This window comes from Variovorax sp. Soil_C_39 (assembly GCF_057656815.1).
Genome location: NZ_JBDGJQ010000001.1, coordinates 754,681 through 770,059, shown reverse-complemented (window position 1 = coordinate 770,059; position 15,379 = coordinate 754,681). Strand labels below are relative to the sequence as shown.

At 69.3% G+C, this 15,379-nt stretch carries 15 protein-coding genes; 6 read left to right on the top strand and 9 right to left on the bottom strand.

The genetic code is table 11. From position 1 onward, the window contains the following. Window positions 1-3 precede the first annotated feature (3 nt). From AC3A6J_RS03660 to nadA, 3 genes are all read left to right on the top strand, one after another. Window positions 4-1,020: an NAD(P)H-dependent glycerol-3-phosphate dehydrogenase gene (locus AC3A6J_RS03660; protein WP_487858535.1), complete on the top strand. Its 1,017-nt coding sequence runs from the start codon at window positions 4-6 to the stop codon at window positions 1,018-1,020. A 65-nt stretch (window positions 1,021-1,085) separates the two neighbouring features. Next, the gene (gene nadC / locus AC3A6J_RS03655) at window positions 1,086-1,973 is read left to right on the top strand and encodes a carboxylating nicotinate-nucleotide diphosphorylase (protein WP_487858534.1); all 888 of its coding nucleotides are present in this window, start codon (window positions 1,086-1,088) and stop codon (window positions 1,971-1,973) included. A gap of 7 nt (window positions 1,974-1,980) precedes the next feature. After that, window positions 1,981-3,099 carry a quinolinate synthase NadA gene (nadA, locus tag AC3A6J_RS03650; RefSeq protein WP_487858533.1) on the top strand — a complete coding sequence of 373 codons (1,119 nt, stop codon included), beginning with the start codon at window positions 1,981-1,983 and terminating at the stop codon, window positions 3,097-3,099. 197 nt (window positions 3,100-3,296) lie between these two features. Here nadA and panC read toward each other — a convergent pair whose 3' ends face one another. The 5 genes from panC to AC3A6J_RS03625 all read right to left on the bottom strand — a co-directional run bounded on the left by panC (window position 3,297) and on the right by AC3A6J_RS03625 (window position 7,859). Continuing rightward, window positions 3,297-4,142 carry a pantoate--beta-alanine ligase gene (gene panC, locus AC3A6J_RS03645; RefSeq protein ID WP_487858532.1) on the bottom strand — a complete coding sequence of 282 codons (846 nt, stop codon included), beginning with the start codon at window positions 4,140-4,142 and terminating at the stop codon, window positions 3,297-3,299. 19 nt (window positions 4,143-4,161) lie between these two features. After that, window positions 4,162-5,055, bottom strand: coding sequence for a 3-methyl-2-oxobutanoate hydroxymethyltransferase (gene panB / locus AC3A6J_RS03640; protein ID WP_487858531.1), 894 nt, complete (start codon window positions 5,053-5,055; stop codon window positions 4,162-4,164). 74 nt (window positions 5,056-5,129) lie between these two features. Then, entirely contained in the window at window positions 5,130-6,713 is a 1,584-nt protein-coding gene (nadB, locus tag AC3A6J_RS03635; RefSeq protein ID WP_487858530.1) for an L-aspartate oxidase, read from the bottom strand. Between the two features lie 33 nt (window positions 6,714-6,746). Further along, the gene (locus AC3A6J_RS03630; RefSeq protein WP_487858529.1) at window positions 6,747-7,583 is read right to left on the bottom strand and encodes a segregation and condensation protein A; all 837 of its coding nucleotides are present in this window, start codon (window positions 7,581-7,583) and stop codon (window positions 6,747-6,749) included. A gap of 69 nt (window positions 7,584-7,652) precedes the next feature. Further along, on the bottom strand, window positions 7,653-7,859 hold the full coding sequence (locus tag AC3A6J_RS03625) for a DUF3460 family protein (RefSeq protein WP_487858528.1): 207 nt from the start codon (window positions 7,857-7,859) through the stop codon (window positions 7,653-7,655). 40 nt (window positions 7,860-7,899) lie between these two features. On the opposite strand from AC3A6J_RS03625, the gene AC3A6J_RS03620 reads away from it, so the two are divergent. After that, on the top strand, window positions 7,900-8,406 hold the full coding sequence (locus AC3A6J_RS03620; protein WP_487858527.1) for an outer membrane protein assembly factor BamE: 507 nt from the start codon (window positions 7,900-7,902) through the stop codon (window positions 8,404-8,406). Window positions 8,407-8,417: 11 nt separating this feature from the next. Here the strand turns inward: AC3A6J_RS03620 and AC3A6J_RS03615 are convergent, their stop codons facing one another. The 4 genes from AC3A6J_RS03615 to metG form a co-directional block, all read right to left on the bottom strand. After that, a complete protein-coding gene (locus tag AC3A6J_RS03615) occupies window positions 8,418-10,121 on the bottom strand; it encodes a SulP family inorganic anion transporter (protein WP_487858526.1) in 1,704 nt (567 codons plus the stop codon). A 65-nt stretch (window positions 10,122-10,186) separates the two neighbouring features. After that, complete coding sequence (locus AC3A6J_RS03610; RefSeq protein ID WP_487858525.1) at window positions 10,187-10,411, bottom strand: hypothetical protein; 225 nt, start codon at window positions 10,409-10,411, stop codon at window positions 10,187-10,189. 56 nt (window positions 10,412-10,467) lie between these two features. After that, entirely contained in the window at window positions 10,468-11,223 is a 756-nt protein-coding gene (locus AC3A6J_RS03605; protein WP_487858524.1) for an enoyl-CoA hydratase/isomerase family protein, read from the bottom strand. 14 nt (window positions 11,224-11,237) lie between these two features. Then, entirely contained in the window at window positions 11,238-13,358 is a 2,121-nt protein-coding gene (metG, locus tag AC3A6J_RS03600) for a methionine--tRNA ligase (RefSeq protein ID WP_487858523.1), read from the bottom strand. 170 nt (window positions 13,359-13,528) lie between these two features. Here metG and AC3A6J_RS03595 point away from each other — a divergent pair, with 170 nt between their 5' ends. Together AC3A6J_RS03595 and AC3A6J_RS03590 are read left to right on the top strand one after the other, a co-directional pair. Continuing rightward, entirely contained in the window at window positions 13,529-14,563 is a 1,035-nt protein-coding gene (locus AC3A6J_RS03595; protein ID WP_487858522.1) for an isocitrate/isopropylmalate dehydrogenase family protein, read from the top strand. Window positions 14,564-14,590: 27 nt separating this feature from the next. Beyond that, the gene (locus AC3A6J_RS03590) at window positions 14,591-15,271 is read left to right on the top strand and encodes a YceH family protein (protein ID WP_487858521.1); all 681 of its coding nucleotides are present in this window, start codon (window positions 14,591-14,593) and stop codon (window positions 15,269-15,271) included. Window positions 15,272-15,379 lie beyond the last annotated feature (108 nt).

Sequence of the window (15,379 nt, the reverse complement as noted above, 5' to 3'; positions counted from 1 at the left end):
CCGATGAAGATCTGCGTTCATGGCGCCGGAGCCTGGGGCACGGCGCTCGCTGTCAATGCGGCTGGCCGCCATGAGGTCACGCTCTGGGCGCGCGATGCGGCCCAGGCCGACGCGATCTCGAAGTCGCGTGAAAACCGCCGCTACCTGCCGGGCCTGGCGCTGCCGCCGGGGCTCGCCGTGCGCGCCGGTGACCTGCGCGAGGCGCAGGCCGGCGCCGAACTCGTCATCGTCGCCACCCCCATGGCCGCACTGCGCCAGCAGCTCATCGCCTTGCGCGGTACGCGCGCGCCGGTGGCCTGGCTCTGCAAGGGCGTGGAGCCGGCGCTCGGCGGCGACGCCGCCTCATTCGGCCTGCTGGCCCACGAGATCTGGGCCCAGGTCGCGCCCGCGCTGAAGGCCGGCGTGCTCAGCGGGCCGAGCTTTGCCCAGGAAGTCGCCGAGGGCCGTCCCACCGCACTGGTGGCGGCGAGCCCGCACGCCGAGGTGCGCGACGCGCTCGTCGATGCCTTCCACGGTCCCGCGCTGCGCGTCTATGCGAACGACGACATCGTCGGGGTCGAGGTCGGCGGCGCCGTCAAGAACGTGCTGGCCATCGCCACGGGCCTGTGCGACGGTCTCGCGCTGGGCCTCAACGCGCGCGCCGCGCTCATCACACGCGGCCTGGCCGAAATGACGCGCTTCGGGCTCGCGCTCGGTGCACGTGCCGAGACCTTCATGGGGCTTTCAGGGCTCGGCGACCTGGTGCTCACGGCCACCGGCGACCTCTCACGCAACCGCAAGGTGGGCCTGCTGCTCGCGCAGGGTCAGACCCTGGCCCAGGCGGTGGCATCGCTGGGCCATGTGGCCGAAGGCGTCTATTGCGCCCGCACCGTGGTGCAGCGCGCGCGCAGCCTGGGCATCGAGATGCCGATCGCCGAAAGCGTGGTCGCGCTGCTCGACGGCCGGCTCGGCCCGAAGGAGGCCGTCGCCTCGCTGACCGGCCGCGATCCGGTGCCCGAATCGGTTCGACCCGATTCCTGACGAACGGCTTCTTCTTCGACGGCGCGTCAGGCAAAAAGACAAAAAGAGAACGAGACAACAAGACAATGACTGCCAAGAGCCCTCGCTTTGATTTTTCGGCGCCCGAAGTGCGCGCACTGGCCGAGGCCGACGCGGCACGCGCCCTGCAGGAGGACGTGGCCGACGGCGACCTGACCGCCTCGCTGGTCGACCCGGCCCGCCGCGCCCGCGCCCGCGTGCTGGCGCGCGAGTCGGCCGTCGTTTGCGGCGCGCCGTGGGTCGAAGCCACGCTGCGGCAGCTCGATCCCGAAGCCCGCATCCAGTGGCATTGCGGCGAGGGCGAGCGCTGTGCGGCCGACCAGGTCGTGCTCGAGGTCGAAGGCGCCGCGCGCGCGCTGCTGACCGCGGAGCGCACCGCGCTCAACTTCCTGCAGCTGCTGAGTGCCGTGGCCACCAAGACGGCGCAATACGCCGACGCGGTCCGCGGCACGCGCGCGCGCATCGTCGACACGCGCAAGACCCTGCCGGGCCTGCGCCTGGCCCAGAAGTACGCCGTGCGCACGGGCGGCGGCCTGAACCACCGCATCGGCCTCTACGACGCGGTGCTCATCAAGGAAAACCACATTGCCGCGGCCGGCGGCGTGGCCGCAGCGCTGCGGGCGGTGGCGCCTGTCGCGGCGCGCGCCGCCTTCGTCGAGGTCGAGGTCGAGACGCTGGCCCAGCTGCGCGAGGCGCTCGACGCCGGCGCGCGCATGGTGCTGCTCGACAACATGGACCTGCCCACGCTGCGCGAGGCCGTGCGCATCAACGAGGCGGCCGGCGAAGCGCGCAAGGCCGTGCTCGAGATCTCGGGCGGCGTGACGCTCGACGGCCTGCGCGCACTGGCCGAGACCGGCGTCGACCGGATCTCCATCGGCGCCCTGACGAAGGACGTGAAGGCCGTCGACTACTCCATGCGCTTCGAGGAAAGCTGAGCCGCCCATGCCGTCCCCGCTCATCGACGTCGACTACGAAGAGCCCGCGCGCGCGGGCACGGCCGTGTGCGACACGCGCCACGCCTGGGCGCGCGTGCCGCCCGAGCCGTCGGCCAGCGAGCGCACGGCGCTCAAGGCGCGCATTCGCCGCCTGTTGCACGAGCGCAATGCGGTCATGGTGTCGCACTTCTACGTGCATCCCGACCTGCAGGACCTGGCCGAGGAGACCGGCGGCATCGTGAGCGATTCGCTCGAGATGGCGCGCTTCGGCCGCGACCATGCAGCGACCACGCTCGTGGTCTCGGGCGTGCGCTTCATGGGCGAGACCTCGAAGATCCTCTCACCCGAGAAGCGCGTGCTGATGCCCGACCTCGACGCGAACTGCTCGCTCGATCTCGGCTGCCCGGTCGAGGCGTTCAGCGCCTTCTGCGACCAGCATCCGGACCGCACCGTCGTGGTCTACGCCAACACCAGCGCGGCGGTGAAGGCGCGTGCCGACTGGCTCGTCACCTCGAGCTGCGCACTCGACGTGGTCGGCGCGCTGCATGCCGCCGGGCAGAAGATCCTCTGGGGCCCAGATCGCCACCTGGGGGACTACATCCAGCGCCAGACCGGCGCCGACATGGTGAGCTGGAATGGCGCCTGCATCGTGCACGACGAGTTCAAGGCGCTCGAGCTCGAACTGCTCAAGAAAGAACACCCGAAAGCCAAGGTGCTGGTGCACCCCGAATCGCCGGCCGACGTGATCGCGCTGGCCGATGCGGTGGGCTCGACCTCTGCCATCCTGAATGCGGCGCAGCGCATGGACGCGGCCGAATTCATCGTGGCGACCGACATCGGCATGCTGCACAAGCTGCGCACGCTGAACCCCGGCAAGACCTTCATCGAAGCCCCCACCGCCGGCAACGGCGGCACCTGCAAGAGCTGCGCGCATTGCCCGTGGATGGCGATGAACGGGCTGGCCGAACTTGCAAACGCGCTCGAGACCGGCGCGGGCGAGGTCCATGTCGACCCGGCGCTCGGCCGGCGCGCGCGGATGCCGATCGACCGCATGCTGGCGTTCACGGCGGGGCTCAAGGATGGGCAGGCGGCGGGCAGCCTGGTCGCCGGCATCGGCGCGGCTTGAATGGCTTCTCCCCCGGAAGGGGAGGGAGCAAAACCTAGAAGTCCACGGTGCAGGAGTCGCCGAGCGCCTCGCGCCACACGCGAACGCGCGCGAGCGAGGGCCGCGGTTCGGGCACCGCGTGTTCGCCGCCTGGTCGGGTCCGTCCATCGGCTGCAGGAAGCGGTGCGTGAACTCGCCCGCGTGTGCCATCGCGCCGCTCATGCCTTGGCGGGTGCGTCGATCTCGACGTTGTCGATCAGCCGCGTGGCGCCCAGGTGCGCCGCGGCCAGCGCGACGAGCGGCTCGCCCGCGGCGGCGGGTGCCTGCAGGTCGGAACGGCGCCGCAGCGCCATGTAGTCGGGCTGCCAGCCGCGCGCCGCGAGCGTCTGCATTGCGCGCGCCTCGATGGCGGCGAGGTCGCGCTCGCCCGCGCGCACGGCGCCCGCCATGGCTTGGAGCGCCTTCGACAGCTGCACCGCTTCAGCGCGCTCGGTTTCGCTCAGGTAGCCGTTGCGCGACGACAGCGCCAGGCCATCGGCCGCGCGGAAGGTCTCGCTGCCGACGATCTCGATCGGCATCGCGAACTGCCGCACCATGTGGCGGATCATCATGAGCTGCTGGTAGTCCTTCTTGCCGAACACCGCCATGCGGGGCTGCACGCACTGGAACAGCTTCATCACGACCGTGCACACGCCCACGAAGAAGCCGGGGCGGAAATGGCCTTCGAGGATGTCGGCGAGCGCCGGGTCCGGATGCACCTTGCAGGTCTGGGGCTCGGGGTAGAGCGCGCGTTCGTCGGGTGCGAACAGCACGTTGCAGCCGGCCGTGCGCAGCTTCTCGCAGTCGCTCTCCCAAGTGCGCGGGTAGGTGTCGAAATCCTCGTGCGGCAAAAACTGCAGGCGGTTGACGAAGATGCTCGCCACCGTCACGTCGCCGAGGGGGATCGCCTGCTTCACGAGCGCCAGGTGGCCGTCGTGCAGGTTGCCCATGGTGGGAACGAAGGCGGGTCGCTCGAAGGCGGCCAGGTGCTCGCGAAGTTCGGAGAGGGTGCGTGCGATCTTCATCGGAAAAGTCCTTTCTTGCTTACCAGGCGTGGCGCTGGTCGTCGGGGAAGCTGCCGTCCTTCACGGCGCGCACATAGGCCGCGAGCGCATCGGCGATGCCCGGCGCGTCGGCCATGAAGTTGCGCACGAACTTCGGCATCTTCCCGAGGTTCATGCCCAGCATGTCGTGCAGCACCAGAACCTGTCCGGCGGTGGCCTTGCCGGCACCGATGCCGATGGTGGCGCAGTGCGTCAGTTCGGCCGTGAGTTCGGCCGAGAGCGCGGCCGGCACCATCTCGAGCACCAGCATGGCCGCGCCTGCATCCTGCAGCGCATGCGCCTGCTGCTTCAGCAGCGTCGCGGCCGCGTCGCCCTTGCCCTGCACGCGGTAGCCGCCCAGCGCATGCACGGTCTGCGGCGTGAGCCCGAGGTGCGCGCACACCGGAATGCCGCGTTCGACGAGGAAGCGCACGGTCTCGGTGGTCCATCCGCCGCCTTCGAGCTTGACCATGTGCGCGCCGGCCTGCATCAGCACCGTCGCGCTCGCGAGCGCCTGCTCGCGCGACTGCTGATAGCTGCCGAAGGGCAGGTCGGCGATCAGCCAGGCCGTGCCCTGCACGCGGCGCAGGCCGCGCGCGACGCTGTCGGTGTGATAGCGCATCGCCTCCAGGCTCACGCCCACCGTGCTCGCGAGGCCCTGGCACACCATGCCGAGCGAGTCGCCGACCAGCAGGCAGTCCACGCCTGCCCGGTCGGCCATGGCGGCGAAGGTGGCGTCGTAGGCCGTCAGCATTGCGATCTTCTCGCCGCGCGCATGCATGTCGGCGAGGCGCGGCAGGCTCACGGGCTTGCGGGAGGCGGGTGGCGAGGCAGGCGGCAGCGAGCCGTAGGGCGAGGCGGGCGAGGTGTCTGCGGGCATGGTGAGGTTCGACATGGTTGGGTTTCTCCCTGCGGGCGTCGGTGGCCGGGCATCCTTGGATGAAGAAAACAAAAAAAACGGTGGGTCGATCAGTCGGCCGGGGGCACCAGCACCGTGGGCGCGGCGTGCTCGGCCAGCGATGGATGGTCGCGGCTGAAATGCAGACCGCGGCTCTCGTGCCGGGCCTGCGCGGAGCGCACGATCAGCTCGGCCACCTGCACCAGGTTGCGCAGTTCGAGCAGGTCGCGCGTGACGTGGAAGTTCGCGTAGAACTCCTGGATCTCGGACTGCAGCAGCGCGATGCGGTGGCTCGCGCGCTCCAGGCGCTTGTCGGTGCGCACGATGCCCACGTAGTCCCACATGAAGCGGCGCAGCTCGTCCCAGTTGTGCGAAATGACGACCGCCTCGTCGGCATCGGTCACGCGGCTGGCGTCCCAGGCGGGCAGTTCGACGCGTGGGCTGTTGGACGGTGCGCGCGCGATGGCGTCGGCCGCGGCGCGGGCGAACACCATGCACTCGACGAGCGAATTGCTCGCCAGCCGGTTCGCGCCGTGCAGCCCGGTGCAGGCGGTCTCGCCGATCGCGTAGAGGCCGGCGACGTCGGTGCGCCCTGCAAGATCGGTCTGCACGCCGCCGCAGGTGTAGTGCGCCGCCGGCACCACGGGAATCGGGTCGCGCGTGATGTCGATGCCGAGCGCTGCGCAGCGCGCGAGGATGTTGGGAAAGTGCGCCTCGAGAAAGGCGGCGGGCTGGTGCGAGATGTCGAGGTGCACGCAGTCGAGACCGTGCTTCTTCATCTCGAAGTCGATGGCGCGCGCCACCACGTCGCGCGGCGCGAGTTCGGCGCGCTCGTCGTGGCGGGGCATGAAGCGCGCACCGCCGGCCGATGCGGGCAGCTTCAGCAGGCCGCCTTCGCCGCGCACGGCCTCGCTGATGAGGAACGACTTGGCGTGCGGATGGTAGAGGCAGGTTGGGTGGAACTGGATGAATTCCATGTTCGACACCCGGCAGCCCGCGCGCCACGCCGCGGCGATGCCGTCGCCCGTGGCCGTGTCGGGATTGGTGGTGTAGAGGTACACCTTGCCCGCGCCGCCCGTCGCAAGGAGGGTGTGGGGCGCAGCGAAGGCCTGCACCTCGCCGGTGGCGTCGTCGAGCGCATAGAGGCCCCGGCAGACCGGCCGGCCGCGCCCGGGCGCCGGTTGCGTGATCAGGTCGACCAGCATGTGGTGCTCGAACAGCGTGATGTTCGCCGTGCGGCGCACCCGCTCGATCAGCGTCTGCTGCACGGCCGCGCCGGTGGCGTCGGTCGCGTGCACGATGCGGCGCTGGCTGTGGCCGCCCTCGCGCGTCAGGTGCAGGGCGCCGTCTTCCTCGGAGAACGGCACGCCGAGCGCGCGCAGCCAGCCGATGGCCTCGGGCGCATGCTCGACCACGAAGCGGGTGGCCGCGGGGTCGCACAGGCCCGCGCCGGCGACGAGCGTGTCTTCCACATGGGCGTCGAAGCTGTCGCCCTCGGCCTGCACGGCCGCGATGCCGCCCTGCGCCCAGGCACTGGCGCCGTCGCGGAGCGCCCGCTTGGTCAGCACCGCCACGCGGTGCGTGGGCGCCAGGTGCAGCGCGGCCGACAGGCCGGCCAGGCCGCTGCCCACGATGAGAACGTCGAAGTCGCGCATGGCTGGGCCGGTCCGAGAGCGGCGACCGGCTTTTCAGGCCGGCGAATACGCCAGGCGCACGTAGATCGGAGCGAAGGCCTCGGCCTGCGTGATGTCGATCAGCGTCTCTTTGGCGAGCTCGAGCATCGCGATGAAGGTGACGATCAGCACCGGCGTGCCGCGGGTCACGTCGAACAGCTTCTCGAACTCGACGAAGCGCTGCCCCTGCAGGTGGCGCAGCACGATGCTCATGTGCTCGCGCACGCTGAGCTCCTCGCGCGAGATCTTGTGGTGCTGAACGAGCTTGGCGCGCTTCATGATGTCGGCCCACGCGTCGCGCAGCTCGACCACGTTCACATCGGGAAAGCGGGGTTTGAGCGACTGCTCGATGTAGACCTGTCCCTTCCAGAAATCGCGGCCGTACGTCGGCAGCGCATTGATGGCGGCGGCCTGGAGCTTGGTCTGCTCGTACTCGAGCAGGCGGCGCACGAGTTCGGCGCGCGGGTCTTCGGCCTCTTCGCCGTCGGCCACCTTCTTGGGCGGCAGCAGCATGCGCGACTTGATCTCGATCAGCATCGCCGCCATCAGCAGGTACTCGGCCGCGAGTTCGAGGTTGGTCTGGCGGATCTCGTCGACGTAGCTCAGGTACTGCCGCGTGAGCCCCGCCATCGGGATGTCGAGGATGTTGAAGTTCTGCTTGCGGATGAGGTAGAGCAGCAGGTCCAGCGGGCCTTCGAAGGCCTCGAGGAAGACCTGCAGCGCCTCGGGCGGGATGTACAGGTCCTTCGGCATCGCGAACAACGGCTCGCCGTAGAGCCGTGCGAGCGCCACCTGGTCGACCACCTCGGGCATGCCGGCCAGGGGCTTGTCGTTGTCCTCGTTGTCCTTCATGCGGGCGCGCGCTATCAAATTAATAGCGTCGGGCGCTGCGCAACGGACCGCGGATACCGCAAGGCGCCATCACTTGCCGCTCGTCTGGTAGACGTAGGGCTGCTGCGGCACGTTGGCTTCTTTGTATTCCTCGAGCAGGCTGCGGTCGAGGTGCTTGTCCCAGAGCAGGGCGCGGCCGGCGCGCTGTTCGGCCTCCAGCGTCGGCTTCTTGGCTTTCATCTCCTCGATGAAGCTGGTGATCTCGGAGGTGTAGTGGGGGCGGCGGAAGATGGACATAGACTGGACCTTTGTAGCGGCGAATTTTACCGGGGATGGCATGAAGCAAGGACACGGGCGCCGGATCGGCGCGGCAATGGCACTGGCGGCGGCTGCGTTGGTCGGGCTTTCCGGCTGCGATCCGCAGCGCATCAGCGAACTCGAGGAAGGCGTTTCCACCGAGGCCGACGTGCGCGCCCGGTTCGGCGAGCCAGAGAACGTCTGGGACGCGCCCGGCGGCCGGGTGCTCGAATTCAACCGCCAGCCGCAAGGCCAGAAGAACTACATGATCACCATCGGCGCCGACGGCAAGATGAGCGCGCTGCGCCAGGTGCTCACGCCCGAGAACTTTGCCAGGGTGCAGCCCGGCATGGCGATGGAAGACCTGCGCAAGCTGCTCGGCAAGCCCGCCAAGGTGACGCCGTACGCGCTGCGGCGCGAATACGAATGGGAATGGCGCTGGGTGCAGCCGCCCAATTCGCCGTTGGTCTTCACCGCGGTGCTCAACGACGACCAGCGCGTGGTGCGCAGCGGCTCCTCGCCGGACCGGAGCACCGAGGCGAACTAGCTTCGGCCGCCCTAGGACCGGTGCAGCGATCCGGGGCCTTCGGCCTCCGGCTCGCGCGGCTGACCAGTCAACAGCTCTTCGGAAAATCCCGAGCGCACGATCACCTCAAGCGGCTGCGGCTGCAGCGACTCGAGCCGCAGCAGCCCGCCGCGCGCCAGCACCGCCCGGTGCAGCTGGCGCAGCGCATCGACACCCGAGGCGTCCAGGTAGATCAGGTAGGTGGCGTCGATCACCACCGTCATGCCGCGCGGCGCGCTCTCGGCCGCATTGACCGCCTCGTCGAGCTTGGCTGCCGCGCCGAAGAACAGCGCGCCGTAGAGCCGGTAGGTCAGCACCGGCGGCTGCAGCGTGACGAGTTCAACGTTGAACAGCCCACTCATGCGCCGGATGAACAGCGCGCAGGCCAGCACGATGCCCACCTGCACCGCCACCGTGAGGTCGAACACCACGGTGAGAAAGAAGGTGCCGAGCATCAGCAGCCGGTAGTGGCGGCTGAAGTGCCGCAACTGCCCGGGCGTGAACTCGCGCCATTCGCCCATGTTGAGGCCCACGAACACCAGGATGCCCGCGAGCACTGCCAGCGGCACATGGCGCGCGAGCGGCGCGGCCAGCAGCACGACCACCATCAGCGTGAGCGCATGCACCATGCCCGCGACCGGCGAAGTGCCGCCCGAGCGGATGTTGGTCACGGTGCGTGCGATGGTGCCGGTGGCCGGCATGCCGCCGAAGAAGGGCGCGACCACGTTGGCGATGCCCTGCGCCATCAGTTCCTGGTTCGGATCGTGGCGCGGCTGGTCGCCGAGTTGGTCGGCCACGCGCGCGCACAGCAGCGACTCGATGGCGCCGAGCAGCGCGATGGTGAGCGTCGGCGTGACCAATTGCTTGACGGTTTCCCACGAAAAATCGGGCAGCGCGAACGCCGGCAGGCCCTCGGGAATGCCGCCGAAGCGGCTGCCGATGGTTTCCACCGGCAGGCCGAAACCCCATGCCACCAGCGTCAGGGTGACCAGCGCGACGATCGGGCCGGGCAGTCGTGCGCCGGCCTGGACCAGGCGCGTGCGCGCCACGCGCCCGCCGATGCGGAGCACCGATTGGCCGAGCTTCGAGTCCTCACGCAGCAGCAGCGGCCAGACCAGCAAGCCGATCACGCAAGCCAGACCGAGCGCGAAGGCATAGGGGTTGAAGGTGCCGATCTGCAGCGCCATCGCATGCAGCTGCGAGAACACGTCGGCCGGCATCTTTTCGACCGAGAGCCCGAGCAGGTCCTTGAGCTGCGACAGCAGGATCAGCACCGCGATGCCGTTGGTGAAGCCGACCACGATCGACAGCGGCACGAAGCGCACGAGCCGCCCCAGCCCGAACAGGCCGGCGGCGAACAGCAGCACGCCGGCGCAGGCGGTCGATATCAGCAGGTTCGCCACGCCATAGCGTTCGACGATGCCGTAGACGATCACGATGAAGGCGCCGGCCGGCCCGCCGATCTGCACCGCCGAGCCGCCCAGGAGCGAGATCAGGAAGCCCGCGATGATCGCGGTCCAGATGCCGGCCTCTGGCGGCAGCCCGGAGGCGATGGCGAAGGCCATGGCCAGCGGCAGCGCCGCGATGCCCACGGTGGCCCCGGCGCCGAGGTCTTTGAAGAAGCGCGTGCGGTTGTAGTCCGCCAGGGCGTCGAGCAGGCGCGGGCGAAAGCGGGTGAGGGTCAGCGGTGACTGCATGTGGCGCCCATTGTGACCCGCCGCCCGTGCCGCGAAGACGGCACGCCGGCCGGGCGCAGCACCGGTCAGTCGCTGTCGGGAATCACCGCGTCGGCGGCTGCGCCCACCGCCTTGCCCGTGATGCGCGCGGTGCCGATGGCCGCATCGGCCGCAAGGCCCACCGCACCCGCGCCCACGCTCACCGCGGTGCCGGCCACGGCGACCACCGCGCAACCGCCCAGCAGCAGGGCGCTTGCGAGGCCGAGCGCCGCGAGAACGAAAAGTCGGAAGCGGGGGCGATGGCTTTGCATCGGCGGATTTTGCACCGCCGGCCCGCTGTGGCGCCAGCCGGGCGAGGAAAGGCCGCTCAGCGCCCCTTGAAGACCGGTGGGCGCTTCTCGCGCCAGGCGCGGCCGCCCTCGACCAGGTCTTCGGAGGCGACGGTGCGCTGCACCTCGCGCTGGATCGAGGCGGCATCGGCCGTGCCGCGCGCGATCCGGTTCAGGTGCTTCTTCATGCCCAGCAGCGCCAGCGGCGCCATGCCGGCCAGCGTGGTGCGAAGCTGCTGCACCTGCACGTCGAGTGCCGCGGCGTCGTCGGCCAGGTGCGTGAAAAATCCGCAGTCACGCATCGCGCTGCCGTCGAGCTTCTCGGCGGTCAGGAAGAGCCGCTTGGCCATGTCCAGCCCGAGCCGCGAGACATAGCGCTCCATGCCGCTCTGATAGTAGTGCAGGCCGAGCCGCGCGGCCGGCATGAACATCTCGGCGCTGCGCACGCCCACGCGGAAGTCGCAGGCCAGCACCAGGTCGGTGGCGCCGCCATAGACGCCGCCATGCACCGCCGCGATAGTGACGGCGCGGCAGTTCTCCAGCGCATCGACCATCTCTCCGAAGCTGCGGCCTTCGGTCTGGCTGCTGGCGGCCACCTCCGAGATGTCGTAGCCGCTGCAGAAGTGCTTGCCTTCGGAGCGGACGACCAGCACCAGCACCTCGGGTGAGCCGTTCACCGTCTCCACATGGCGAACGAGTTCGGGCAGGTCTTCGGGCGTCAGCTTGTTGGCGGCCTGCGGACGGCGCAGCGCGAGGGTGGCGACGTGGCCGTCGATCTCGAGGGTGGGCAGCATGGGCGCAGCGTGCTTCAGCGCACCCGCATGCCGGGCGTCGCGCCGGGCCAGGGTTCGAGCACGTGGATGCCGGGCTGGGCTTTCTCGTCGGCGTGGCTCGCGGCCAGCACCATGCCCTCGCTGACGCCGAACTTCATCTTGCGTGGCGCGAGGTTGGCGACCAGCACCGTGAGCTTGCCCACGAGCTGCTCGGGCTGGTAGGCAGAGGCGATGCCGCTGAACACGTTGCGCAGCACTGGACTCCCCTGCGGGTCGGTTCCTTCGCCCGCGTCGAGCGTCAGCCGCAGCAGCTTGGTCGAGCCCTCGACCTTCTCGCAGGCCACGATCTTGGCGATGCGCAGGTCGATCTTCGCGAAGTCGTCGATCGTGATGGTCGGCGCCAGCGCTTCGCCGCCCGGCAGCGCCTGGGCATCGGCGGCGGTGGCCGGCTCTGCTGCTGCCGGCTCGGGCGCGTCGAACAGCTTGTCGACCATCTTGGCGTCGGCGCGCTGCATCAGGTGCTTGTATTCGCCGATGGCATGGCCCACGGGCAGCGCCTGGGCGGCGTCCGCCCAAGTCAACGGGGCAATCCCGAGGAAGGCCTCGACCTTCGTCGCGAGCGCAGGCAGTACCGGCTTCAGATACAGCGTGAGCATGCGGAAGGCCTCGATGCAGACGGTGCACACGTCGTGCAGCCGCCCCTCCTGGCCTTCCTTCTTGGCGAGTTCCCAGGGCTTGTTCTGGTCGACGTACTCGTTCACTTTGTCGGCGAGCGCCATCGTCTCGCGCAGCGCGCGGGCGTAGTCGCGCCCGTCGTAGAGCGAATGCAGCTGCGGTGCCGCGTCGCGCAGCGCGAACAGCAGCGCATCGCCGTCGGCCGACACCTCGCCGAGCTTGCCGCCGAAGCGCTTGCCGATGAAGCCGGCCGCACGGCTCGCGATGTTGATGTACTTGCCCACGAGGTCGCTGTTGACGCGCGCGACGAAGTCCTCGGGATTGAAGTCGATGTCCTCGTTGCGCCCATTGAGCTTGGCCGCGATGTAGTAGCGCAGCCACTCGGGGTCGAGGCCGATCGACAGGTAGCGCAGCGGGTCGATGCCGGTGCCGCGGCTCTTGCTCATCTTCTCGCCGCTCACCGTGAGGTGGCCGTGCACGTACACCGCGTCGGGCGCCTTGCGGCCGCTGAAATGCAGCATCGCGGGCCAGAAGAGCGTGTGGAAGGTGATGATGTCCTTGCCGATGAAGTGCACCTGCTCAAGGTCGGGGTCGGCCATGTACTCGGTGTAGGAGATGCCGTCGCCGCCCAGTTCGATGCAGCGCTTGTCGAGCAGGTTCTTGAGCGAGGCCAGGTAGCCCACGGGCGCGTCGAGCCACACGTAGAAGTACTTGCCCGGCGCGTCGGGGATCTCGATGCCGAAGTAGGGCGCGTCGCGGCTGATGTCCCAGTCGCCCAGGCCGCCCTTGCCCTCGTCGTCCTTGTAGAGCCACTCGCGAATCTTGTTCTGCACCTCGGATTGCACGTGGCCGGGCGCGGCGGTCCAGTCCTTCAGGAAGGCCTCGCAGCGTGGGTCCGACAGCTTGAAGAAGAAGTGTTCCGAGCTGCGCAGCTCGGGCTTGACGCCCGAGAGCGCCGAATACGGCTCGATCAACTCGGTCGGTGCGTAGACCGCACCGCAGACCTCGCAGTTGTCGCCGTACTGGTCCTTCGCGTGGCAGTTCGGGCATTCGCCCTTGATGAAGCGGTCGGCCAGGAACATGCCCTTGGCCGGATCGTAGAACTGCTCGACGCTCTTGGTGGCGATGAGCCCGTTCTTGCGCAGGTCCCGGTAGATGTCCTGCGCGAGCTGGTGGTTCTCGGGCGCGTCGGTCGAGTGCCAGTTGTCGAACGAGATGTAGTAGCCGTCGAGGTAGGGCTTGCGGCCCGCCGCGATCTCGGCCACGAAGGCCTGCGGCGTCACGCCGGCCTTGTCGGCAGCGATGGTGATGGCCGCGCCGTGCGCGTCGTCGGCGCAGACGAAATTGACCTCGGCGCCGTTCATCCGCTGGTTCCGCACCCAGATGTCGGCCTGGATGTATTCCATCATGTGGCCGATATGGAACTTGCCGTTGGCATAGGGCAGGGCGGTGGTGACGAAGAGCTTGCGCGGGGCGGACATCGGAGGGCGCTTTCGGGAGTGGCTGGCGGGAGGAACCCGTCATTTTAGGTGCCGCCGCCGGGCACGCGCCGCCGGAGCGGGCCGACGCTGCGCGTGGCGTGGGGTCACCCGGGCCTGTCCCGCACGCGACGTATGCTTGGGGGTTCGATACACACAGCGAGACCGCGCCGATGACTTCCACCCCCATTCCCGCAACCCTGATCCCCGGCGATGGCATCGGCCCCGAAATCGTCGATGCCACGCTCGCCGCACTCGACGCGCTGAAGGCGCCTTTCACCTGGGACACCCAGATCGCAGGCCTCGGCGGCGTCCAGGCCGCGGGCGATCCGCTGCCCCAGGCCACGCTCGACAGCATCCGCCGCACCCGCCTCGCCCTGAAGGGCCCGCTCGAGACGCCGTCGGGCGGCGGCTACCGCTCGTCGAACGTGCGGCTGCGCGAGGAATTCCAGCTCTATGCCAACCTGCGCCCCGCGCGCACCATCATTCCGGGCGGGCGCTTCGACAAGGTCGACCTGATGGTCGTGCGCGAGAACCTCGAGGGCCTCTACATCGGCCACGAGCACTATGTGCGCATCGACGGCGATCCGCATGCCGTGGGCATGGCCACCGGCATCAACACGCGCCAGGGCTGCCTGCGCCTGCTCGAATACGCGTTCGAGACCGCCATCACCACCGGCCGCAAGAAGGTCACGCTGGTGCACAAGGCCAACATCATGAAGGTGCTGACCGGCCTGTTCCTGGAGACCGGGCTCGATCTCTACGAGCGCAAGTACAAGGGCCGCTTCGAGCTCGACACCATCATCGTCGACGCCTGCGCGATGAAGCTGGTGCTGAACCCGTGGCAGTTCGACATGCTGGTGACCACCAACCTGTTCGGCGACATCCTGTCGGACCTGGTGGCGGGGCTGGTCGGCGGTTTGGGCATGGCGCCCGGCGCGAACATCGGCGCCGATGCGGCGATCTTCGAGGCCGTGCACGGCTCGGCGCCCGACATCGCGGGCAAGGGCATCGCCAACCCCACCGCGCTGCTGCTGGCCGCCGCGCTGATGCTCGATCACGTCAAGCGCACCGATCTCGCCACGCGCCTGCGCCAGGCGATCGACGACACGCTCAACATCGACAAGGTACGCACCGGCGACCTGGGCGGCAGCGCGAACACCGAGGCTTTCACGAAGGCGCTGGTGGCGCGCATCCACGGCGGCTGACGCGAAGAACGAAGGAAACCTCCCGCCATGTCCTCGTCGCCACCCGTGCCGCTTCTGTCGCTGCTCGAAACCCGCGTGCTCGGCGTGCTGGCCGAGAAGCAGCGCACGGTGCCCGACAGCTATCCGCTGACGCTCAATTCGCTGATCTCCGGCTGCAACCAGAAGACCAGCCGCAACCCTGTGCTCGAGCTGAGCGAACCACAGGTGCAAGCCGCGCTCGACAGCCTCAAGGGCTACAGCCTGGTGGCGGAAACCAGCGGCGGGCGCAGTTTCCGCTACGAGCACAACATCGACCGCGTGCTGCGCATTCCCTCGCAGTCGGTGGCCCTGCTGACCGTGCTGATGCTGCGCGGACCGCAGACTGCCGGCGAACTGCGCATCGCCTGCGACCGCATGCACAACTTCGCCGACATCTCCTCGGTCGAGGGCTTCCTCGAAGAGATGGCCGAACGCCCGGCCGGGGCGCTCGTGGTCAAGCTGGCGCGCCTGCCCGGCGCGCGCGAAAGCCGCTGGGCGCACCTGCTGAGCGGTGCGCCTGCCGAGGAGGCCGCGGGGCCGGCCGATGCGCCGCGCGCCGCGCACGACGATCCGCTCGGGGAAATGGCTGCGCTCAAGGCCAATGTGGCTCGGCTCGGAGGCGAGGTGGCTTCGCTCAAGACGCTGCTCGCGCGCGTGTGTTCGGAGCTCGGGATTTCAGAGGCGGGGTGAAGCGGCGGCATCGGCGCCAGCCGCGTTGTCCCCAGCGGGGCCAAGGCGAACGGGGCCGGCCCATACGCTCCCGGAGCAAGCCACTAGACTACCCGCCATTCAGGAGTT